Source organism: Paenibacillus sp. QJM3NY_38, assembly GCF_056173265.1.
This window is the reverse complement of the sequence record NZ_CM149665.1, coordinates 5,581,298-5,603,619: the sequence shown is the minus strand read 5'-3', so window position 1 is coordinate 5,603,619 and position 22,322 is coordinate 5,581,298. Positions and strand designations below refer to the sequence as shown.

General features: G+C 43.2%; 17 protein-coding genes, 1 tRNA gene and 1 riboswitch. Of the genes, 13 read left to right on the top strand and 5 right to left on the bottom strand.

The features are described from left to right. Complete coding sequence (locus tag AC0VZ8_RS25785) at positions 1–804, top strand: Rha family transcriptional regulator (RefSeq protein ID WP_475484886.1); 804 nt, start codon at positions 1–3, stop codon at positions 802–804. Between the two features lie 276 nt (positions 805–1,080). Here AC0VZ8_RS25785 and AC0VZ8_RS25780 read toward each other — a convergent pair. Further along, a tRNA-Ala gene (locus tag AC0VZ8_RS25780) sits at positions 1,081–1,152 on the bottom strand. A gap of 125 nt (positions 1,153–1,277) precedes the next feature. Here AC0VZ8_RS25780 and AC0VZ8_RS25775 point away from each other — a divergent pair. Beyond that, positions 1,278–2,960 (top strand): recombinase family protein, encoded by a 1,683-nt coding sequence (locus AC0VZ8_RS25775; RefSeq protein ID WP_475484885.1) that lies wholly within the window; start codon positions 1,278–1,280, stop codon positions 2,958–2,960. Between the two features lie 605 nt (positions 2,961–3,565). Here AC0VZ8_RS25775 and AC0VZ8_RS25770 read toward each other — a convergent pair. Next, positions 3,566–4,459, bottom strand: coding sequence for an IS3 family transposase (locus AC0VZ8_RS25770; protein WP_475484884.1), 894 nt, complete (start codon positions 4,457–4,459; stop codon positions 3,566–3,568). Then, the gene (locus AC0VZ8_RS25765) at positions 4,396–4,740 is read right to left on the bottom strand and encodes a transposase (RefSeq protein WP_475484883.1); all 345 of its coding nucleotides are present in this window, start codon (positions 4,738–4,740) and stop codon (positions 4,396–4,398) included. The genes AC0VZ8_RS25770 and AC0VZ8_RS25765 overlap by 64 nt, the downstream gene beginning before the upstream one ends. A gap of 301 nt (positions 4,741–5,041) precedes the next feature. Between AC0VZ8_RS25765 and AC0VZ8_RS25760 the strand changes: the two genes are divergently transcribed. From AC0VZ8_RS25760 to AC0VZ8_RS25750, 3 genes are all read left to right on the top strand, one after another. Then, entirely contained in the window at positions 5,042–5,503 is a 462-nt protein-coding gene (locus AC0VZ8_RS25760; RefSeq protein WP_475484882.1) for a hypothetical protein, read from the top strand. A 472-nt stretch (positions 5,504–5,975) separates the two neighbouring features. After that, positions 5,976–6,254: a hypothetical protein gene (locus AC0VZ8_RS25755; protein ID WP_475484881.1), complete on the top strand. Its 279-nt coding sequence runs from the start codon at positions 5,976–5,978 to the stop codon at positions 6,252–6,254. Positions 6,255–7,587: 1,333 nt separating this feature from the next. After that, a riboswitch (purine riboswitch) is annotated at positions 7,588–7,686 on the top strand. Positions 7,687–7,750: 64 nt separating this feature from the next. Then, positions 7,751–8,707: an EamA family transporter gene (locus AC0VZ8_RS25750; protein WP_475484880.1), complete on the top strand. Its 957-nt coding sequence runs from the start codon at positions 7,751–7,753 to the stop codon at positions 8,705–8,707. Positions 8,708–8,822: 115 nt separating this feature from the next. On the opposite strand, the gene AC0VZ8_RS25745 is transcribed toward AC0VZ8_RS25750, so the two are convergent. After that, positions 8,823–9,575: a response regulator transcription factor gene (locus tag AC0VZ8_RS25745; RefSeq protein WP_475484879.1), complete on the bottom strand. Its 753-nt coding sequence runs from the start codon at positions 9,573–9,575 to the stop codon at positions 8,823–8,825. Further along, positions 9,572–11,311 carry a cache domain-containing sensor histidine kinase gene (locus AC0VZ8_RS25740; RefSeq protein ID WP_475484878.1) on the bottom strand — a complete coding sequence of 580 codons (1,740 nt, stop codon included), beginning with the start codon at positions 11,309–11,311 and terminating at the stop codon, positions 9,572–9,574. The genes AC0VZ8_RS25745 and AC0VZ8_RS25740 overlap by 4 nt, the downstream gene beginning before the upstream one ends. 216 nt (positions 11,312–11,527) lie before the next feature. Here AC0VZ8_RS25740 and AC0VZ8_RS25735 point away from each other — a divergent pair, with 216 nt between their 5' ends. From AC0VZ8_RS25735 to AC0VZ8_RS25700, 8 genes are all read left to right on the top strand, one after another. Continuing rightward, positions 11,528–12,604, top strand: a complete 1,077-nt coding sequence (locus AC0VZ8_RS25735) for a BMP family ABC transporter substrate-binding protein (protein WP_475484877.1) — start codon at positions 11,528–11,530, stop codon at positions 12,602–12,604. Between the two features lie 62 nt (positions 12,605–12,666). Continuing rightward, on the top strand, positions 12,667–13,494 hold the full coding sequence (locus AC0VZ8_RS25730) for a purine-nucleoside phosphorylase (RefSeq protein ID WP_475487766.1): 828 nt from the start codon (positions 12,667–12,669) through the stop codon (positions 13,492–13,494). A gap of 355 nt (positions 13,495–13,849) precedes the next feature. After that, a complete protein-coding gene (locus AC0VZ8_RS25725) occupies positions 13,850–14,800 on the top strand; it encodes a BMP family lipoprotein (RefSeq protein ID WP_475487765.1) in 951 nt (316 codons plus the stop codon). Between the two features lie 42 nt (positions 14,801–14,842). Next, positions 14,843–16,390, top strand: a complete 1,548-nt coding sequence (locus AC0VZ8_RS25720) for an ABC transporter ATP-binding protein (protein WP_475484876.1) — start codon at positions 14,843–14,845, stop codon at positions 16,388–16,390. After that, positions 16,387–17,463 carry an ABC transporter permease gene (locus AC0VZ8_RS25715; RefSeq protein ID WP_475484875.1) on the top strand — a complete coding sequence of 359 codons (1,077 nt, stop codon included), beginning with the start codon at positions 16,387–16,389 and terminating at the stop codon, positions 17,461–17,463. Before AC0VZ8_RS25720 ends, AC0VZ8_RS25715 begins: the two co-directional genes overlap by 4 nt. A 28-nt stretch (positions 17,464–17,491) precedes the next feature. Continuing rightward, entirely contained in the window at positions 17,492–18,424 is a 933-nt protein-coding gene (locus AC0VZ8_RS25710; RefSeq protein WP_475487764.1) for an ABC transporter permease, read from the top strand. A 68-nt stretch (positions 18,425–18,492) separates the two neighbouring features. Continuing rightward, positions 18,493–20,280 (top strand): alkaline phosphatase, encoded by a 1,788-nt coding sequence (locus tag AC0VZ8_RS25705; protein WP_475484874.1) that lies wholly within the window; start codon positions 18,493–18,495, stop codon positions 20,278–20,280. Positions 20,281–20,422: 142 nt separating this feature from the next. After that, on the top strand, positions 20,423–22,288 hold the full coding sequence (locus tag AC0VZ8_RS25700; RefSeq protein WP_475487763.1) for a bifunctional metallophosphatase/5'-nucleotidase: 1,866 nt from the start codon (positions 20,423–20,425) through the stop codon (positions 22,286–22,288). The last annotated feature ends 34 nt before the right edge of the window (positions 22,289–22,322 follow it).

Genomic DNA, 22,322 nt, shown 5'->3' with positions numbered 1-22,322 from the left:
TTGAAGAATAATAAATTGCAATTAGTATTTGAAAAAGATGGAAAACTGCTTACAGACAGCCTGATGTTGGCACAAGAGTTTGAAAAAGAGCATGACAAGGTAATGAGAGATATCAAGACACAAATCAGCAAACTAATAGAAGCTGGAGAAGAAGAATTCTCAACCGCCAACTTTGGCGGGTCAGAATATACCAGTGAAAGAGGAAAGAAGTATTTAAAGTATTATCTAACCGAAGAAGCGTATACTCTTATTGCTATGTCTTATACTACCCCAAAGGCAATGAAAGCAAAGGTGAGGTTTATTGAAGAGTTTAAACGGATGAAAGTAGAATTACAAAATAAAAACACAAAATTACTTCCTAATACATATAAAGAAGCACTCTTAGCCCTCGTTGAACAAGTTGAAATCACAGAGAAACTTGAAGAGGAGAAAAAACTCCTTAAATCGGAAGTTGACCATAAAGAGAATGTCATTATTGGCTTGGTTGATGAGATTTCACTAGCTGAAAAAAGACAAGTTCTAGTCCAGGTTGTACGCAAAGGTGGTGTAAATAGAGTACAGGGTCGATGGAATGAACTGTATAAGCAATTTGGGTTGAAATTTCATAAAAATCTTAACTATCAATATAATAAATACACAAACAATAAGAGTAACAAACCAAAAGTAAAGAATAAGCTTGAATACATAGATAAGGTAATGAATAAGCTGCCGGAGTTGTACGAGATTGCATGCAAACTTTATGAGAACGATGTGAAGCAGCTAGTACAGGAAATGTATGGGTTGAATAACGGTGTAACGGAATGAGTATTGTAAAAGAAGGTAAGCAGCAATCATACATATTAGGATCTACAGTGACGATAGGGGAAGAACTCTATGAGATATCGAGTATAGAAGAGAGTGGTAAAATAAATGGATTAAAGAGATACAATAAGCGAACAAAGATGTGGGTGAATGTAAGATTTTCAAATAACATAGAAGACACAGATCAATTCGACAAAGAAATCGCAAAGTTGCTTAGTAGTCAGAAATATTACATTTATAAATAAACAAAAGAAGACCCTTAGGGTCTTCTTTATATTATGGAGCGTAGGGGGGTCGAACCCCTGACCTCTTCGCTGCCAGCGAAGCGTTCTCCCACTGAACTAACGCCCCTCAGTATTTCTCACAAGAAATAGAATAGCATACAGAAGCTGATGTAGTCAAGTTTTTGTTTTACATAATTAAATACAACGAGTATAATTATGGTAGTACATATGAATGATGAGGGGGTTATATTTATGGCACTGATAAAGAGAGTGGCTTGTTTATATCGAGTATCCACAAAGGGGCAGTTAGATGGGAATGACATTCCTCTGCAACAAAGAGCATGTAGGGGATTTATAGATAATAATGATGGGTGGAAATTAGTAAAGGAATACACAGAGAAAGGTGTATCAGGGTTTAAAGTCTCGGCCTCCAATCGTGATGTGATTCAACAGGCAAGAGAGGATGCGGAAAATGGGTTATTTGATATTCTATTGGTGTTCATGTTTGATCGACTTGGACGAAAAGATGACGAAACACCCCAAGTTCTAGAGTGGTTTGTAAAAAAAGGAATTGAAATGTGGTCGGTTATTGAGGGTCAACAAAAAATCGAACAACACGGCGACAGGCTTATGAACTATTTAAGATTCTGGCAATCTAGTGGTGAAAGTCGAAAAACTTCTCAACGGGTTGATGAAAAGCATACACAAATGGCAGAAGACGGAATTTACCGCGGTGGGACAGCTCCTTTTGGATATAAATTAGAAAGATCGGGTGTATACAATAAAAAAGGAAAAGAACTAATGAAGCTGGTTCTTGATGAAGAAAGAGTATCAATAGTAAAACAGATATTCTATCTTTCTAAAGAAGAAGGATATGGAAGTAATAGAATAGCAAAATATTTAAATGAAAAAGGGATTAAAACAGCTACTGGTTCAAAATGGAATACTGGGTCTATTAATTTTATTTTGAGAAATCCTGTGTACAAGGGATATCCTGCATATGGAAAAAGAAAGTCTGAAGAAGGAGAGTTTACAACACAAGACAGAGCAGATTGGGTTATGCCAGAAAAACAAATTACTTCACTGGTAATCATTGATGAAGAATATTTTGATTCTGTGCAAACACTTAGGTCGAATAGATCTCCTGAAAGTGTAAAAAAAGATGAATATGTACGCTTAAACACCACCAAAAGCCCACTTTTACTGGTTGGCATTATTAAATGTGGGCATTGTGGCTCTCCGATGACAACAACATATTGTCAAAAAACTTATAAATTGGTTGACGGAACGGTAAAGAAGTGGAAAAAACCAAAATACCGATGCAGCGGGAAAGCTTTAGCGAAAATTGATTGTGATGGGCAAACTTTGTATTCAAATAATAAAATTGAGGATACGGTACAAGAAGAAGTAGGGGTTTACTTACAACAATTAAAAAAGATAAACTATGAAGATTATGCTAAGGATTTTAATCAGGAACAATATGACCTCATGCAAAGAGAACTAACTCAAAAAAATAAAGATCTTGAAAAAGAATATTCTGAGATTGATACATTGAAAAAAGAAATACCGAAAAGCATATTAGGTCAGAGTCCATTTAAGCCAGAACTTTTGAATGAACTTATTCAAGAAAAGGAAAAGGTAATTGAGACAATGACCTCTGAGATAAATAGGCTTTATGCTGAGACCAATAATAAGAAGGTTGAAATAAATGCTTTAAAGGAATTGGCTGGTGATATCAGTGTCTGGACAGAAAAATACAAAGAAGCATCCCATGAGAAAAAGAAGGTAATGCTTAGAGCTATAATTGAAGAGATTATGGTATTCAGGGACCGCATTGATATTTCATTTAAATTAGATGTTGCACAGTTTCTATCTGACACGGGAAATGGTAGTGTTTCTGAACTACGCGGGAGAGCGCATCGCTGGCAGCGATGAGGTCAGGGGTTCGATCCCCCTAGGCTCCATACGAAGAAAACCCTTGATAATCAAGGGTTTTTTCCTTTTTTAGAGCGAATATAAAATACATATTTATTGGAATTGGGGACGAATTGGGGACGAAATTAAATATGTTTTCCATTAGAGCCAAGTCAGACGGGGAGGGTTTTAGTTTCGCTGGAATGTGACACCAAAAATAGTGGACGTATGAAGCGGCGGGGTATGGCTTGGCTTCTTTAATAAGCTTCAGTGCAACGAAAAAACGAAAAGGTATGTCCTCGTGGCCACTGGGAAACAGCGAACAGTTATTCATCCAGTCAAATTGCGGTAACAACGGCGGATCATGCATCAGACTCATATATAAAATAAGAGTATGGCAATCGACTCAAGCTGATCATCGAGCATTCCATCATCCTAACGACAACTCGTGGAGAAGCGGCTGCGATGATGTACAGACTTTAAATCGTTAATCCCACGTGCGTTCGACAATGCAAGCAGCTCCTTATGCATCAAGTAGAAGGGGCTGCTTTTTTAGGTTGTCTATTGACAGGGTAATTTCTAAATTGAACTTAACCCTGTCAAGTAGACAGCCTTAAAAAGCAGCCTTAAGCAACCTTAGTTCGGTACTCAATTGGACTAAGGTTGTTTAGTTTTTGTTGAAAACGTTCGTGGTTGTAAAAATGGATATATTGTTCAATCGCCATAATAAGCTCTTCCTCGGTCGAGAATGTGTCGAGTCGAAAACATTCCGACTTGAGGTGTCCAAAGAAGCTCACGATACAGGCGTTGTCCCAACAGTTTCCCTTACGTGACATACTCGCTTTCATTTTCTTGCGCTTCAACAAGGCATGGTAATCCTTGTGGGTATACTGAAAGCCTTGGTCGCTGTGGAGCAGTAAGTTGGCTACTTTGCGTTTATGTACAGCTGCTTGTACGGTTTCCAGCACAAGCTTTAAATTGTTGTGGCGTCCGATCCGAAAGGCAACCACCTCGTTGTTGTACAGGTCAAAAATAACCGACAGGTACAGAAATCGAGAGCCGATTGGCAGATAGGTCACAGCGGTGACCCACTTCGTATTAGGTGCCGTGGCGTGGAAATCCCGATTCAGCACATTAGTTGAGGTAATTCCGGCCTCCCGACGGCCAAAGTATGGCTTCCTTCGTCTAATCCGAGCACGAATCCCCAGTTCTTTCATCAGTCGGTACACACGCTTATGGTTGACGTTCAAGCCCAAGGTTTTCTTTAGCCAGACACGAACCCGTGGGTATCCGTAAATGCCCTTTAGCTGGGTATGGCACTCTAGAATCTTCTCTTTCAGAGCCTGTTCTTCGATCTGCTTGGGCGTTGGATTATTCTTTCTGGCTGCCCATTTGTAGTAACTACTTCGAGCGATACCTGTCAGTTCACACAGCAAGGTCACGGGGTAGTTACTGGTTAGCGCTTCGATGGCTTGGTAGGTTTGACGTCGCTTTGCTCTTGCCCCCTTTGCAGTTCCCATAGCTTTTTTAGCAAGGCATTTTCCGCTCGCAGCCCCAGGACTTCTTCCTCCAAGGTCTTGGCCTTCTTCGGTCTCCCATTCTTCGAACCCCTCGAGGTGCCTCTCTTTTCCTTGAGCCCCTCAATTCCTTCTCGCTCGTAGTGAGCCACCCATCTTCGAACCATCCTATCGTCGATGCCCAAGGTCTTGGCTACCGTTTTGTAGCCAAGACCTTCCTCCAGGAACATTGCAACAGCCTTGCGCTTGAATTCGATGTCATATGTCTTTCGTATTTCGCCCATGAAAAAAATCCCCTCCAAGTAGACTTTAATGCGCTTTTTACACACTGTCTACTCAAAGGGGATAATATCAATTTAGCGGCTTTTTTGTTTTATCGGTACAAGTTCTTGTCCCGATTTGAGGACAAGAACTTGTACCGATTGCCGTAAAGGACAAGAATATGAGTCGATTACCGATTAGATAAGTATCTAACTAGGTTTCCATGCAATTTCATTAAGCTTACGGGCAAATTCACCTGAATGTTGACTAAGAGCAACCTATTCAAGGAAGTATTCGTCTGATTATAACGAGGAGGTGGTATTAATGACGAAAATGAATAGCTTCATCATAATGCTAGTTTTAGTAGTGTGCATGATTTTTGCAGGCTGTACAAAGGCAAATACTGAGTCAGAACCAATACACACTGAACCATCAGCCACGAATACTTCTACAAATGAACTATCAGAGTCAAACAGTAATACAAATCAATCTGATTTAGTCGGTTCCGTTAAGGTAGAAAACATAGGTTCCGATACTAAAATAACTTATACTTTCAAAAATCAAAGCGAAAAAAAGGTGACTGTTATTGGCGGAGCAAGATATAAGCTGTTAAAAGACAACAAAGTAGTAGACGAAGGTTGGGTTCCAATAAAAGATTATATAGATTTGGAGTCTGGTCAGGAGTATACAGATTTAAAGACATTTTTGAAATTGGAGCCCGGCTCATACAGAATACATGTGGATTGGAACAAAACCATTTTATCTGCTGAATTTGTTCGAGACTAAAATTCGTTAAGCTAACTAGAAATGTTAGTTTAACATCTAAATTTAGGTGGATTGCAAAGGTACAGATATTGAAGTACCCTTCGGTCACATTCCAATCTGTGGTGATGACGTCTGTAACAGGATGTGATGGTGTTCTTCTCCTTAAGTTAGAGAGTTCGGAAGCGAATGTTCGCAGTCGCATTTCAGAATCAGGCATTGCAAAGCACAACGAGGAAGTCGCCATTCTATACGTCAAGGATGAGAAGATGGTCCAGCATTGGGAGCATTGGGTGGCGGTTGCTGATGCGCTCACTCTCAGACAACAAGTCGGTGCTATCCGAGACTTTTCGGTAGCACGAATAATGCAAACGATGTGTTTGGGTTAATCGAACGGGAAAAGAGCAATTTCAGTAAAAAAGAATTGTGTTAAAAAAATATTCAATGGTGCAATACTCTCTCCTGAGTTTAAATAAGAAATGGGGGGATGTTAGTTATGGTGGGCATTGTTAAATTGCTTAATATGGACACAAATGCCATTGCTTTAAAAACAACATTAAATCAGTACTCAATTATCGAGGCAACGGATTTAAACATGATTGAACTTGGAGATGTCTTCTTGGGAGAAATAGAGTCTTTAGGTGCTGAGACATTATTTAATATTACAAAAAATTGTATGTTAGACGTGGTTATACATAGAATATGTGTTGATCACATTGTTGCTGTTAAAGTTCTTAACTGCAACACTCATTACTACCATAAGGAAGAACTATAAGCTGTTTAAACGTGTTTTATTGAATACAAACAAGATAGTCGAAAAACGGTAGGAGTGGTCACAGCGTTAACATGTCCCCCTGTTTGTTGTGTTCCATGAACAAGAAACCAACATGATTGAATTTGGACCTTATGAATAATGTGGATATTTAAGACGTATATATTATAACTCCACTCTTGTATTTGAAATTGATTTCTTCTCAAGACTCCCGTGACTGCAGCGGATAAAGAGTGGATCGCAGGGGTAGCCGCTTCCCAACTAAAGCGGCCTTTAAACAAGAGAAGATCCATTTTTTTTTTAAGCTTGCTAAAATGGGGCTTGTAATATTAGAGCAAGTACTACCTTTAAGGAGACAAACTATTATCTTCTATTTTTTATTGGTCAAATCATCCTAAGCAGTTTAATTAAAATCGCTAATCAATTCTTGAGCCTCCTTATCACTAATCTTCATCTTAAACCCTACATGGCCTTGCTGACCAGCCTATTGTCATAAAGCCTGATAGGCCATTTAATTTTATTCTTTAATTTGCTTTGTTATGATTTCTGCAATTGTAATCATTTCGTCTACGTTTAAAGCAAAGCTGCTCATTTCAAAATAAACATCACCATTTACCCAACCGAGAACCCACCCACGCTGTTTACTTATCCAAGGGGATCAGCCCGGACGGAGGAGTCAACCTCCCGAAGGGCTTTTATTTAGGCTTAGCCAGTTGAGTGCGTGAAACGCGCGAAACAAAAACCACCCGCTATGCTGGTGGAGGGAACGAGGGTTTGACCAATAAGACCATCCCGATAGAATTGAGATGGTCAGGCTCGACGAAAGGAATGGTCAAATATGGAACACTTTAGCAACAATAGGAGCAAACGTCGTCCTGTAAATCCTTTAACATTTTTTGTAGCAAGCTAGCGATCCTTCTGTTCAACCCTATGCCGGGACATGCTTGCGTGCAGTTACGCGCAACCTGGCAAGCTTAAACAAACTGAAGGGGTGGAAGTCGTGGTACGGCGACCTCTACACACCGAAAAACTTGGCGTTGACACTGATAGCTTTCTATTTGATCATGTTTAGCCCGCTACTGATTGAACTGAGATCGTTGAGCTTGCAACTAAGGCCTGGGCACAAACGAGTCTCGGTTTGTGAAACAACGAGAAGAGCCTTGTGGAGAGAGCCTTAGAAACGAAAGATTAGTTCTCTATTCGAAAGAACAAGACGCCTTAAACGGACTGTGGGTATCAATTAACCCCCCTCTTTAGAAATAAAATAGGGTTGGTAATCATTCTAAACTCAATAAACTATCTATTGACAAATGCAAAATCACCTTGTATTATTCATTTTGTTGTTAATTAACTCATTCGTATAACCTCACGATACTTGGGTGAGGGTTTCTACAGGAAGCCTAACTTCCTAACTACGAATATAGGATTACCTATCGGTGATTCTGTATTCCTGGTTAGGAAGTTTTTTGTTTTTTGAGAGAGAAGGGGAGGGTCTAGAAATGAAATATTTATTATCAGTATTAATCGGAGCGATCAGTTACGGCATCTTATCCACCATCGTCGTAATCGCGTATGGGGAGGGTTATGTTCTCGGTGAAGTGGTGGGCAGCCAGCTGTTTATAGGCTTTATACTGGCATGGGGATTGGTGCTCTTTACGAAATGGCGTGAAAGGCGCAAAATAAAGTCGAATGCAGGGAACGCTGCTTATACTGCTTCACCGAAGCTAACTTGGAAGCAAAGATTGTTTTTGATGGCGGCGGGAACACCTACAGCCATCACTGGGCTTTTATATTATGAGTCGCTTCGATATATTTCGAATTCGCTGGCCATTGTTTTGCTTTTCCAATTCACGTGGATAGGGGTACTCATCCACGCCATAAGTCAGCGTAAACGGCCGAATGGCACAGTACTTCTCACGCTCGTGATCTTGTTTGGAGGAACATTGCTTGCGACCGGAATCGTAGAAGAGGGTCTTGCGAATTTTAATTGGGTCGGTGTAGGATTAGGACTGCTCTCGGCCGTTAGTTATTCTTTATTTATATTGTTTAGCGGTAAGGCAGTGCCATCGGTTCATCCGGCTTATCGCAGCGGTTGGATGATTACCGGAGGAATGCTTCTAGTGTTTATCTTATTCCCGCCGCACTTTCTAATTAATGGACTACTATGGAGTGACCTGCTCCTATTCGGATTTCTGCTTGGTTTCTTCGGTGCTTTTCTCCCTCCTGTTCTGTATGCGATAGGGGTTCCGCATATCGGGGAAGGGATGACAAGCATTCTCGGGGCCTCCGAGCTACCTGTGGCGGTCATGCTATCTTCCATCGTCTTGCATGAACATGTCAGCATACTCCAATGGATGGGCGTATTATTGGTAATGCTTGGGATTGCGTTTCCCGAGTTGTTCAAATGGAGAAGAGAGCGAATGGCCCGATATTCCGTTACCGGACTAGACGCATAACGAAGAACGTAAGTCCTTTGAGGGACTTACGTTTAGATTGTAGAGAAAACCCTGTCCTTTTTCGTAAGGATTAGGGTTTCTTTTCATTTACGGCTGCATTGAATTGAAGATGAATTTATTCTGAATCAACTAATTTATTTTGCCTGAATTCGTTTGGAGTTATTCCATATGTTTTTTGAAAGACCTTCGAAAAATATTTTGAATCGAGATAGCCAATTTTTTCACACACTTCGTAGATCTTCAGCTTGGAGTCCGTCAACAATTCGCAAGCTTTCTCCATTCGTGTTTGGGTCAAGTAGGTAGTGAAAAGCATGCCGCTTTCGTTTTTGAAAATCTGACCGAAATAGTGTGGAGTGAGTTTTACATAGTCCGCTACATCGGAAAGTGAAATAGGCTTGTTCAAATGGCTTTGAACGTAGTGCTTTGCTTTTATGACAATCGATTCATGATGAGTTCGCGGCAGCAATGGTTCGGATGGGATCGGGACGGAATGGTACTCTTTAATAATTTCATCAACGATTTCAAGCAGCTCATCCGTGTCGATTGGTTTTAAAACGTAACCTCTGGCCTTATATTTCAATGCTTGCCTTGCATATGAGAAATCCTCATATCCGCTGATCATAATTACCTTCGTATCGGGCAATTCCTCGTAAATATATTGCAGGAGCTGGAGCCCGTTTATATCAGGCATTCGAATGTCCGTGATGACCAAATCGACGGATTCCTCTTGTAAAAATCGGATCGCATCGTATCCGTTATATGCCGTGCCAACAATGGAGATATTGCGATCCGACCATTCCTCCATCATACTTAAACTTTCTGCTATGATCCATTCATCGTCAACAATGAACATTCTGATATTTCTCATGGAAGTTCCCTCCTTGGCAATTTAAACGTCACGGTCGTCCCCTCACTATGTTCGCTCTCGATGTGAATTCCGAAACTCTCTCCATAATTTAGAAGTAGACGTGACTGTACGTTAAATAAACCGACCTTGTTTCCGTGTTTCGCTAATTTTACGGCGTGATGTGCCAAATCATGTTGTAAGGCTTGAATAACATCGCTCGACATCCCGATCCCATGGTCACGAATGCTGATATAGATGACATCCTCTTGTATCCAACCTTTGATTTCAATGCTGCTGTCCGGTTTCTCCGCACAGATTCCATGAATAATTGCATTTTCTATAACAGGTTGCAGAATCCACTTGATCGTGTACAGATTATAAATCTGCGGATCAATCTCGATGGAATAGTTGAATTTATTTTTGGTTCGATACTTATGAATCTCAAGATAATGCCTAACGTAGTCGAGCTCCTTAGAAAATGGAATCATGTCATCAAATGTGCTGATACTCATACGAAGAAGTTTGCCTAATAGAACGATCATTCGACTGATTTCCCGTTGTCTGTTTTTGCGTGCGAGTGAGTTGATAGATTCGAGCGTATTGTACAGAAAATGGGGATTTATTTGAGATTGAAGTGCTGTAACTTCAGCCTGGCGTTTCTGGTTCTGTTCCTCGTAGACCTGTTGGATAAGATCGTGTATCCGATACACCATCGTGTTGAATCCCTTTCCGAGAGCACCGATTTCATCCCTACTTTCGAAGGGGTAATGGACATCGAAGTCTCCTCTGCCGACCTTTACCATGAGCCTTCGAAGATGAAGAATCGGTTTAGAGATACGACGGGAGATTATTAGTGATGCGGCCTGGCAAACCAAGATGCTGACCAGCGTGATCGTTAACGTAATATTTCTAGTGGTGCTAATGGGCTTGTAAAGTTCGGACTTTAAGAAGTATGCCGTAAAATGCCATCCAGTTAATTTATCGTAACGATGAATAAGGAAATAGTTTTTTTGGAGAAAATCATACTCGGGAGAAGCATACGTCCCAGCGGGATACGGGTATAGAAGTTGATCTTCCCGATCCGTAATAATGACCCCAGAAGCATTATCGTTATAGATATTCCCAAGTATGAAAATATTTTTAAGCAGGCCGCGAAGTACACGAATATCAAAATCAATGATAACGGTTCCAAAGTTTTGCGAATTCCCATCATGAATTTGCCGAATAACGGAAAACACTTGTTGATTAGGTTCTTGAAGACTATAGGGACGGTCATGCATGATCGATACTGAAATTTTGTCGGTGTTGGATTCGGTTTCTGCTTGTGAGTGAAACCAGTCGGCATCTTGGAGCTGCTGGATCTGGGAGCTTGGTTCATACCCGAAAGCGTGAACAACGCCATGACGATTCACGATGGTTATACCTATATTTTCAGGACGAATTGCTTGTGCTGATGAGATTAACTGGTCTAATTCGGCATATTGAGATGATTTCGAAGCAACTTCCCGCCTTCTGAGAAAATCGGACATTGCCGGATGTGAACCCATAACATCACCCATGCGCTGAATATCCGAAATAAATAACGATAACGACTCCAATTTTTGATCTAATATGTTTAAGGTTTCTCGCTCGAGCTTTACGCTGAGCTCTTCCTTAGCATTAGTATAGGTGAACCAATGAGTAAGCAAGAGCGGGATAATGGAAATCAAAAAGAACGACATCAGTAGTTTAGAGAAAATCGAATTCAAAACCTTCATCGAAACACTCCCTTGAATGATGAGTGGGTAATTAATAAATTAACAATCGATAGGATTAAAAGCAATCCCCGAAAAGATGGATCCCACGATTTTTACACCATCACCCACAATTTTTCTCACTACATTATCCCTTTGATCCGTGAGATATTATTAATATAATCGCTGGTTAAAGATAAAGAAAAGTGAATATTAAAACCTTAACGAGGGGGATTACGCATGGGTCGACTGATAAGTGGGTTATGTATGGCACTAGTCCTATGCACTTTGATCTTATCGGGTTGCGGCGGTTTGAAGGGCAACGAGCCAGATACATCGCAGGAGGAGAAGATAAAGAAAGAGACATCAATCAAGGTAGTTCATTATGTAAGCGGTAACCTTGGGGATAAGAGCTTCTTTGACTCAGCAGAACGAGGATTGAGCAAAAGTGGTATGGTATACGGATTTGAAACCTCAACGATAGTAGGAGGCAAAGAATCCTCAGCTTGGGAACCTGATTTGGAAGAGCTGGCTGCATCTGAGAAATACGATATTATCCTCGTAGGGACGTTCCCGCTGACTGAAACGGTAAAACGACTTGCCCTACGATTCCCGGAACAGAAATTCATTTTCTACGATGGTTCAGTTGGAGAGGCACCTAACGTATACTCAATGCTCTACTCGCAAAGTGAAGGTTCGTTTCTAGCGGGGGCATTCGCGGCCATGGTGACGAGCGACAGTTCACTAAAAGGTACGAATTCAGACAAAGTCATCGGATTTATTGGAGGATTGAATGACGACCTTATCAACGACTTCAAATTTGGATATGAACAAGGAGCGGCTTATATTGATCCGGAAGTGAAAGTCGTAGCTCAATACGTTGGTGACTACTCAAACGAAAAGAAAGCGGAGGAATTAGCAAGTGGACAGTTCCGCGAAGAAAAGGTGGATATTATTTACAATGTTGCAGGAGGTGCAGGGCTGGGTACCCTGAGGGCAGGCAGCGAAGCGGGGAAATATACGATTGGGGTAGATAGTAACCAAAATCCCCTGTATCCGGGAAGCGTGCTAACCTCGATGCTGAAAAATGTTGATGAATCCGTTTTCCGGGCACTTAGTTTGGTTCGCGGCGGCAAACTCCCATATGGGGAAACGGAAATATTAGGCGTTGACGATGGGGCGGTTGGGATAGCCCGTGACCAATTATACGAGACATATGTTCCTCAAGACATTCGAGACAAAATGAAAGACATTGAAGGTGAGATAGCTACAGAAAAGATAAGAGTCAAGTCTTTATTGCCGAATGATCAACAATAGGGACATTGCAGAGATACGGAACGAGCCTTTAAAAAATAATGGAAATAGAAGGTGTAGAAAATATGCATATCTATCGAGAACGTGTAGAACAGGCTACTGATTTCTTACGCAGTAAAATAACAAAAATCCCCAAAATAGGCATTATATTAGGATCTGGCCTTGGGGTGTTGGCGAATCGACTGGAGTTGCCAACACGAATCCAATACAGTGATATCCCGCATTTTCCTACTTCGACGGTTGAGGGCCATGCAGGGCAGATTGTGAGCGGGGTGTTGCAGGGAGTTGACGTGATAGTGATGCAGGGGAGATTTCATTATTACGAAGGTTATGCTATGCAAGAGGTCACATTCCCGATTCGAGTCATGAAAGAACTCGGGCTGTCCACACTTATTGTCACCAATGCTGCGGGAGGGATTCATGAAGGCTTTGCGCCTGGAGACCTGATGGTTATCACAGACCATATCAACCTGATGGGACAATCTCCCCTCATAGGGTCAAACGATATCGATTGGGGCCCTCGTTTTCCAGATATGACGAATGCTTATAGTATTCTACTGCAAGGAATCGCGAAGAGGACGGCCTTATCGCTTGGGATTCGTTTGCAAGAAGGAGTATACGCGGGTATGTCGGGTCCAGCCTACGAGACGCCGGCAGAAATTCGAATGTTAAGGGTGTTAGGTGCTGATGCAGTGGGAATGTCCACTGTGCCTGAGGTGATCGTCGCACGCCATATGGGGATAGCGGTTCTTGGATTGTCCTGCATTACCAATATGGCAGCGGGAATCACAAACCAGCCGTTAACGCATGATGAAGTTGTAAAAACCTCGGAACAAGCGAAGACCCACTTCACGGTTTTAATTGAGTCCATCTTACAAAATATACATCCATAGGAGCGGGCTAAAGAGACCAAAATCCTTGTCTATCTTCCATTCAATGAAGGGGGTGGTAGTACCACAGTGAAGAAATTGGAGTTCGGATGTATCGTAGTAAAAGTTTGCGATGCATGACGAAAAAGGCCTTAGGAACTCCTCAATGGCAAGTTGTAAGGTCACCGGCGCGAAACAAAGCCAACGTTCTAGCTCCTCTCGTAAAAGGATTTGGAATGACTCGTTCAAACAGTAGAAATCAAAATCAGGGGGAAACACAATGAACCGCTCGATTCGAAAACAAAGATTTAAATGGGTAACCTATGTCTCTGCCGCCACAATGATGCTTGCAATCCTACTATCCGGATGTGGTAAGTCAATGACACCAGAAAGTTCCGGCAAACCTACGGATGAAGGTAATAGTGGAGTTAAGATCGGTATGGTAACGGATACTGGGGGGGTAAACGATAACTCCTTTAATCAAAGTTCATGGGAAGGTTTGCAGAAACTGAGCAAAGAGACAGGTGTCGATGTTAAATATCTTCAAAGTAAGTCGGATTCGGATTATCTGCCGAATTTAAATCAATTCGCCAAGCAAGGCTTTGACTTGACATGGGGTATTGGTTATATCATTGCAGACTCTATGAAAATATCTGCCGAGCAGAACAAAGATTCAAAGTTTGCGATCATTGATAATGTTGTTGAGATGCCTAATATTCAATCCGTTACGTTTTCAGAGCATGAAGGTTCCTTTCTTGTAGGAGTGGTCGCAGGTCTTACTACGAAATCAAATAAAATCGGTTTTATTGGCGGTTTGGAAATACCGGTTATCAAACGGTTTGAGGTTGGTTTCAGAGCCGGCGTGGCTGCTGTTAACCCGGATGCAAAAGTTAACGTAAATTACACGGGTGCTTTTGATAAACCAGATCTCGGGAAGGCTGCGGCAGCAACATTGTATGATGATGGTGTTGATATTATATTCCATGCATCAGGCTCAACGGGAAATGGTGCATTCAATGAAACGAAAGATCGGGTTAAAAATGGCCAAAAAGTGTGGATGATCGGAGTGGATAAAGACCAATCCCTAATCTTCGGAGATGATGTTACCCTCACTTCGATGGTAAAACGTGTAGATGAGGCTGTGCAACTAGTCTCCAAATCAATGATTGAAGGTAAGTTTGAAGGCGGAAAAACGCTGGTATTGGGTTTGAAGGATAATGGGGTAGGTTTACCTGAAGAAAACCCGAATCTATCAAAAGAGGTATTAGATAAGGTTGAAGAATTCAAACAAAAAATCATTAATGGTGAGATTAAGGTTCCGATGCAATAGGACTGTTATCGTAACAGATTTTCATAGAAACTGGGTGATTGAATGCAGCAGGTGACGACTGCAGTAGATATGCGAAATATTACGAAGCGCTTTCCTGGGATTACAGTAAACAATGGCATTAATTTAAGTTTGCTTAAAGGCGAGGTTCACGCAATTTTGGGGGAAAATGGCGCCGGTAAATCAACGCTGATGAATATCTTGTTCGGATTGTATCATCCGGACGAGGGTGAAATTTTAATCAATGAAAAGCCTGCGATCATTGATAGTCCGAATACAGCGATCCGACTTGGCATTGGCATGGTGCACCAGCATTTTAAGCTGGTACAACCATTTACGGTGACTGAAAATATTATTCTCGGCAGCGAGCCTCGCAAGAAGCTTTCGATTTCTTATCGGGAAGCGACCCGTAGGGTGGAGAACTTATCGAGTCAATATGGTCTGAATGTCGATCCGAATGCGAAAATTGAAGATATTTCCGTAGGCATGCAACAGCGCGTTGAAATATTGAAAACGCTTTATCGCGGGGCGGATATTCTGGTCTTTGATGAACCGACAGCGGTTTTGACGCCTAATGAAATCGAAGAATTGCTGCAGATTATGCGAAATTTGGTCGGTCAAGGGAAGTCCATTATTCTGATTACTCATAAGTTAAAAGAGATTATGGAGATAGCCGATCGCGTAACCGTCATCCGAAGAGGCAAAGTGATCGATTGTGTTAAGAAATCGGAAACTTCCGCTTCGCAGCTAGCTGAAATGATGGTAGGCCGCAACGTTTCCTTGGACATGGATAAGAAGCCGCAATTACCGGGAGGCACTGTTCTTCAGGTGGATCGGCTCGTGGTGAAGGGGCGTCAAGGAATTCCAGCGGTGAAAGGAATCAGTTTTTCAGTACGTGAAGGAGAAGTAGTCGGTATTGCTGGAGTAGACGGGAACGGACAAAGCGAACTGATTCAGGCTCTAACGGGTCTTCGGAAGTCGGAAAGCGGACACGTTCATATGTTAGGGAAAGACATTACGAATGCTACGCCAAGGAAGATCTCGGAACAAGGGATGGGTCATATTCCGGAAGATCGGCATAAGCATGGGCTTGTACTTGATTTTTCCCTTCGTGAAAATATGGCTTTGAAGTCATACTATAAACCCCGGTTTAAGCGTTACGGTTTTCTCGATTACAAGTCGATCGATCAGCACACGAAAGAGCTGATGGAACAATTCGATGTCAGGAGCCCGGATATATACACGCAAACAAGAGCGTTATCGGGAGGCAACCAACAGAAGGCGATCATTGCGAGGGAGATCGACAAAGCCCCAGAATTGTTAATCGCCGCACAGCCAACGCGCGGTTTGGATGTCGGAGCCATTGAATACATTCATAAGCGTATCGTGGAACAGCGAAATAAGGGGAAGGCGGTCCTTCTCATATCTTATGAATTGGACGAAATATTGAGTCTGTCCGATCGGGTCCTCGTTATCTTCGACGGAAAAATAGTGGGGGAAACCAGACCGGAGGAAACGAATGATAAAGAACTTGGTTTGCGCATGGCAGGCAGCGGGAAAGACCAAGAATCGGAGAGGAGTTATGCAGGATGAATGACTGGAAACGATGGTTCATCAAAGATACCGCAGCGATTCCGTTATTGGCCATTATTTTCGGTCTGTTATTCGGTGCAATCATAATGCTGTTAGGGGGATTTAATCCAGTCGAAGCCTATTCCTATCTGTTCAGAAATGTTTTCGGCAGCCCTTATGATTTCGGCGAGACGATACGTCAAATAACACCGCTCATCTTCACCGGATTGTCCGTTGCTTTTGCCTTTCGAACGGGGTTATTCAATATCGGAGCGGAAGGACAGTTTGTCATGGGAATGACAGGTGCAACGATCATTGGTGTTACGATGGAAGCGCCCTGGTTTATTCATGCGCCCCTGGCCTTGCTCACAGGTGCTCTGTTGGCGGGGTTATGGGGAGGGTTTGCTGGATTTCTAAAAGCCAGATGGGGGATTAATGAGGTTATTACAACCATTATGTTGAACTGGATCGCCTTATATCTATCCAATTTTATAGTGAGGGTCTTTTTACTTGAACCCGGTCAACAACGGTCCTTCATGATCCACGATTCCGCGAAGGTTAGCGTGGGTTGGCTGTCCCAAATGTTTGGCGATGCTCGGGTGCATTGGGGAATCTTTCTGGCATTGCTTGCGGCCATCCTCTTCTATTCGTTTCTTTGGAAAACCGGGCAGGGGCTTGAATTGCGCGCTGTCGGTCACAATGCTCATGCTGCGGAATATGCCGGGATGAACGTAAAAAGAAATGTAACGAAAGCGATGTTTATTGGTGGGGTTTTCGCAGGCCTGGGTGGAGCTTTTGAAGTCTTAGGCGTATTTCATTATCAGGTCATCGCATCGTCATCTGCGGGACTAGGTTTCGATGGAATAGCGGTTGCATTGCTAGGTGGCAATCATCCTCTAGGTGTGGTCCTTGCAGCTGGTTTATTCGGCTCCCTTACTTATGGTTCGGCAGGGATGAGTTTTGGCGCAAATGTGCCTCCTGAGATCATCCGTATCATCATCGGATCGGTTATCTTCTTTGTTGCATCGTCGGGTATCATTCGCAGGGCGCTTCGAACTTTTTCCGGTGAGCGTAAGCAGAAGGAGGTAATCTAGGGTGGAAATCATTGTGACGATAAGCGAAATGTTCAATTCTACGCTAGTTTTTTCGACTGCCTTGATCTTCGCGGCGTTGGGAGGATTAATCTCCGAGAGATCCGGTGTCATCAATATCGGGTTAGAGGGTTTAATGATTGCCGGAGCATTTGCTTCTGCCGTGGTTGTTATTTTCGCAGAGGATGCAAATCTTGGTGGAATGTCGCCATGGCTTGGACTTCTTGCGGGGTTACTGTTCGGGACTGTATTTTCTTTAATCCATGCGGTGGCAGCCATCACCTTCCGGGCAAATCAAGTCGTAACCGGCGTCGTTATCAATTTTCTCGCGCTCGGTACAACGGTGTATTTGGTCAAGCTGATTTTCGGAACGGGTGAAACCAGGACGATCAATCATGTCTTCACCAAGATACACGTCCCTGTATTATCGGATATTCCCATAATGGGTAAAGCGCTGTTCGTTGCATATCCAACGACGTATATTGCACTCCTGCTCGTAGGTATTGTCTACTATGTCATGTTCAAGACACCTATCGGATTAAGGCTCCGGGCAGTAGGCGAACATCCGGGCGCAGTAGACTCGATCGGAGTCAACGTAAACCGCCTTCGATATATTGCAGTTATGCTTAGCGGTGCGTTTGCAGGACTTGGCGGAGCCACGATTACTTTAACGACCACAAGCAATTTTGCACATAACTCGATATCCGGGCAAGGCTTTATTGCTCTAGCAGCTCTGATTTTCGGCAAGTGGAATCCGGTTGGCGCCATGTTTGCAGCCATGTTCTTTGGAATCGCACAAGCACTCAAAAATCAAATTCAACTATTCCCGTTTTCGGATCAAATTCCTACGGAGTTCATTTTCATGTTCCCCTACATCTTGACCATTCTAGTATTAATCGGTGCCGTGGGAAGGGCTAATCCGCCTTCAGCACTAGGGGAAGTATATTATCCAGGGAAAAGGTGATCTTGAATTGAATTCAGATCTAAATGGTAACGGTTTCATATAATAATAGAGGAGAGATTCAATTAAAAATGCGAAGAAAAATTGCCGTTTCATGGATTGCATTAGTAGCTGCGTTGACGCTAACGGGATCTGCCTTTGCCTCGCCCAATGCAGTTATACAGGGTTATGAGCACGGGGAGTTGGCACTTGACCGCAATGTTTCTTTGGCGGAAGCCATTGCTTTCATAGCCAGAGCGAAAGGTGTGGCAGTTGATCGGAATATGGCGAAGAACACCGTACAACCTATGGTCCCCTCAAATCCAGAATCTGCTGCTGGTGAATTGGTCCCAGCCCGCGAAACAGCAAAATTATTAGGGATTAAAATATCATACAGCTTGAGCACCAAGACGGTTACGCTCATGCAAGGATCATCAAAAGTCGAATATGCATTGAACTCGGACATGGCAGTAATAAACGGTACCAACTCTACGGTGAAAGCAGCTCTCAAGAACAATAAACTTTGGCTTCCTTCATCAATTTTTCAAGTGTTTAGCCCGCCCGTACAGTCAGCCGAACAAGCAGGACCGAAAGTAAAGTCTACCCCGAAGAATGTGATTGTCATGGTGGGAGATGGAATGGGCATTGGGCAGATTGAAGTAGCCCGTCTTCTGGAGTACGGCAAGGAAGGGCGCTTATTTATCGAAAGTTTACCGAATGTAGCCTTATTGCATACCTATTCAGCGAACAACATTGTAACAGATTCGGCTGCAGCCGGTACGGCCCTCGCGACAGGAGTTAAGACCAACAACGAAATGATAGGAATGAAACCGGACGGTACGCCGGTGGATAGTGTTCTCGATGTGTTTAAGAAGTCTGGCAAGAAAGTGGGTATCATATCCACCAATACGGTAACCGATGCGACGCCTGCTGCTTACTCCGCGAGCGCTTCTGACCGTGCTGGTCAGGAAGATATCGCCAGACAAATCTTAGACAGCGAGATAGATGTTATCCTTGGCGGCGGGGCGAAATACTTCAGTCCAGATAAGCAAGAAGGCGTTAATTTGGTGAATAAGTTCAAAGAGAAGGGCTATAGTTATGTAACGAATAAGGCCGAGTTAGCGAGTAATAAAAGCGACAAACTGCTTGGCCTGTTTCATGATTCTTATATGAACTATAAGTCTGATCGCGATGATTTGAAGAGCCAGGAGCCGACACTCACGGAGATGACGATGACAGCGATTAAGGCGCTTAGTAAAGAACAGGAGGGTTTCTTCTTGATGTCCGAGGGTGCTCGAATTGACCACGCTTCTCATGCGGCGGATATTACCAGCGTCTGGAAAGAAACAATCGAGTTCGACAATGCAGTCAAGGCTGCGGTGGAATGGGCCAGGAAAGACGGGGAGACGCTTGTACTCGTACTTGCAGATCACGAGACGATGGGTATTTCCGCAACAGAGCCGATGGATATCGATGGGTTAAAGAAGATTCAAGTTTCGGCAGAGTTTATGGCCGCGCAATTGAAAATGGATAAGGCAACTGGAGCTTCGACGCCGTCAAGCGTCAAAGAAGTCTTCAAGAAGTACGCTAATATTTCCCTGACGGATGAAGAAGTGGCGAGCTTTAACCAGCACATCAAGGATAAAGAGGGGAAAGCATACCCGCAGCATAAGGTAGCTTGGGAGATCGGCAGCATGATCGCCCAACGCAATCATGTTGGAGTGGTAAGCCGCGAGGTACGCAGATTAAGCGATACTGGCGGGCATACAGGTAATATGGTGCCAGTCTTTGCTTTCGGACCCGGTGCAGACAAATTCGAAGGGGTCCTCGACAATATTGATATCCCGCGTTTGATTCTTGAAGTTTCTAATATGGGGTAATAGCGTACAAGCGAAATCGTGAGAAAAATAAAAGACATTGAGGGTGGGATACCACAGATAAAATAGAAAAGGTGAACTTGAATTCGAATTGAAATGGTAACGGTTTCATAGAAATGATGATAGAGGAGAGATTCGATTGAAAATGCGAAGAAGAATTGCCGTTTCATGGATTGCGTTTGTAGCTACGTTGACGCTAGCGGGATCTGCCTTTGCCTCGCCCAATGCGGTGAAACACGCAGACTGGTTGGCTGATAAAGGCATTGTACAGGGTTATGAGCACGGGGAGGTGGCACTTGACCGCAATGTTTCTTTGGCGGAGGCCATTGCTTTTATAGCCAGAGCGAAAGGTGTGGCAGTCGATCGTCAGCCAGGAGGTTGGTCAAGCGGATATTTGCATTGGGCTAATGCGCAAGGAGCCATCACGAAATCCGAATTGAAGATTGGAAACAAGATTCCAAATTCGGCGGAGCTGCAACGCATGGCGGGAAAATTCGGATTAAAGATAACGCTCCCGGCATCCGGGGAAGTGACCCGGGGAGACTTCCTTCAAGCATTGGGTGACGCAGTGACCACGCATGTGACTATTGCCCACACGAACGATGTACATGGACATATCCAGGAGGACAAGTTCAACAAAGAGTTCGGTTATGCCAAAATGGCAACTTTAATCAAGAACTGGCGCAAGGAGAACCCTAATTTTTTTCTGCTAGATGCGGGGGATACCTTCCAAGGCACGATTTATGCCAATCAGTTTCAAGGGGAAGCGTTATTGCCGATCTTAAATGCGCTGCAATATGACGTAATGGCGGCAGGAAATCACGAGTTTGACTTTGGTTATGAACAGTTATTGAGACTACGTGACAGCTTGGACTATCCTATGATTAACGCCAACGTATTTAAAGCGGACGGAACTAACTTGCTGATTCCAACTTTCACGATCAATATCGGGGAAAAGAAATTCGCCTTCCTTGGTTTGGTTACAGAAGAAACACCCATCGTGACGCATCCCAAAAACGTGGTCGGCCTTACCTTTAAAGATCCCGTTGATATCGCAAAAGATCTGGTTCCAAAGTTAAAGCAGGACGCGGATCACGTGATTGTCGTATCGCACGTAGGGATCGAGGTCGATCGTGAGATCGCTCGAAACGTGAAAGGTGTAGATCTGATCATCGGAGGTCATTCCCATACGCCAGTGAGAACCCCTGAGAAAGTGAATGGAACCTATATTGTGCAGGACTGGGAATACGGCAAGTCGCTTGGACGCGTCGATCTCACCTATTTCCGCGATGAGTTAGTTCAATTCAGCGGAGGATTGCTCGAATATGACGAGAATGTTCAGGCAGATCCTAAAGTCGAAAAATTGGTTCAAGACGTATTGAAAAAAGTGGATGAATCCATGAATGTGGTCATTGCCAAAACGGAGGCGGATCTTGTCGGTGACAGAGAATTCATCCGTGCTGGCGAAACGAATCTTGGCAATTATATTACGGATGCCATGCTTGCCAAAACGAAGAGCTTTAAAGGCCATGAGGCGGATGTTGCGATCATGAACGGTGGAGGAATCCGTGCAGGTAAAGCGAAAGGCGATATTACGAAAAAAGACCTGTATACCATGCTGCCATTCCCCAATACATTAGTCGTTGTTGAGGTGACGGGGAACGATATCACGAAGGCGTTGGAAAACGGAATCAGAGGGGTGGAGAAGTCGGATGATCTCCCCGGCAGTTTCCCGCAAGTCAGCGGCTTGTCTTTCACCTATGATTCAAGTAAGCCGGAGGGGTCCCGCGTCTTGGAAGTCAAGGTTGGCGGGAAACCGCTCAACCCGTTGGCGGCTTATAAAGTGGCTACGAATGATTTCTTGGCAGTCGGAGGGGACGGATATCAATCTTTGCAAAAGGCGGATGTCTTCAATAGCGGATTAACACTTTATGACGTTATCGAAGAACGTTTGATTCAAGATAAATCCATCCATCCTAAAACGGAAGGCCGCATTATTTCAGCGAAATAACGAGGAGGTGCCTCTTTTTATGAATTGATCGTAA

What these genes read in the sequence shown, in the direction of transcription:
- AC0VZ8_RS25705 (WP_475484874.1), top strand. Translation starts at nt 18,493, where the DNA reads ATGCGAAGAAAAATTGCCGTTTCATGGATTGCATTAGTAGCTGCGTTG.
- AC0VZ8_RS25760 (WP_475484882.1), top strand. Translation starts at nt 5,042, where the DNA reads ATGACGAAAATGAATAGCTTCATCATAATGCTAGTTTTAGTAGTGTGC.
- AC0VZ8_RS25740 (WP_475484878.1), bottom strand. Translation starts at nt 11,311, where the DNA reads ATGAAGGTTTTGAATTCGATTTTCTCTAAACTACTGATGTCGTTCTTT.
- AC0VZ8_RS25765 (WP_475484883.1), bottom strand. Translation starts at nt 4,740, where the DNA reads ATGGGCGAAATACGAAAGACATATGACATCGAATTCAAGCGCAAGGCT.
- AC0VZ8_RS25725 (WP_475487765.1), top strand. Translation starts at nt 13,850, where the DNA reads ATGACACCAGAAAGTTCCGGCAAACCTACGGATGAAGGTAATAGTGGA.
- AC0VZ8_RS25735 (WP_475484877.1), top strand. Translation starts at nt 11,528, where the DNA reads ATGGGTCGACTGATAAGTGGGTTATGTATGGCACTAGTCCTATGCACT.
- AC0VZ8_RS25750 (WP_475484880.1), top strand. Translation starts at nt 7,751, where the DNA reads ATGAAATATTTATTATCAGTATTAATCGGAGCGATCAGTTACGGCATC.
- AC0VZ8_RS25745 (WP_475484879.1), bottom strand. Translation starts at nt 9,575, where the DNA reads ATGAGAAATATCAGAATGTTCATTGTTGACGATGAATGGATCATAGCA.
- AC0VZ8_RS25770 (WP_475484884.1), bottom strand. Translation starts at nt 4,459, where the DNA reads ATGGGAACTGCAAAGGGGGCAAGAGCAAAGCGACGTCAAACCTACCAA.
- AC0VZ8_RS25775 (WP_475484885.1), top strand. Translation starts at nt 1,278, where the DNA reads ATGGCACTGATAAAGAGAGTGGCTTGTTTATATCGAGTATCCACAAAG.
- AC0VZ8_RS25710 (WP_475487764.1), top strand. Translation starts at nt 17,492, where the DNA reads ATGTTCAATTCTACGCTAGTTTTTTCGACTGCCTTGATCTTCGCGGCG.
- AC0VZ8_RS25715 (WP_475484875.1), top strand. Translation starts at nt 16,387, where the DNA reads ATGAATGACTGGAAACGATGGTTCATCAAAGATACCGCAGCGATTCCG.
- AC0VZ8_RS25720 (WP_475484876.1), top strand. Translation starts at nt 14,843, where the DNA reads ATGCAGCAGGTGACGACTGCAGTAGATATGCGAAATATTACGAAGCGC.
- AC0VZ8_RS25730 (WP_475487766.1), top strand. Translation starts at nt 12,667, where the DNA reads ATGCATATCTATCGAGAACGTGTAGAACAGGCTACTGATTTCTTACGC.
- AC0VZ8_RS25700 (WP_475487763.1), top strand. Translation starts at nt 20,423, where the DNA reads ATGCGAAGAAGAATTGCCGTTTCATGGATTGCGTTTGTAGCTACGTTG.
- AC0VZ8_RS25755 (WP_475484881.1), top strand. Translation starts at nt 5,976, where the DNA reads ATGGTGGGCATTGTTAAATTGCTTAATATGGACACAAATGCCATTGCT.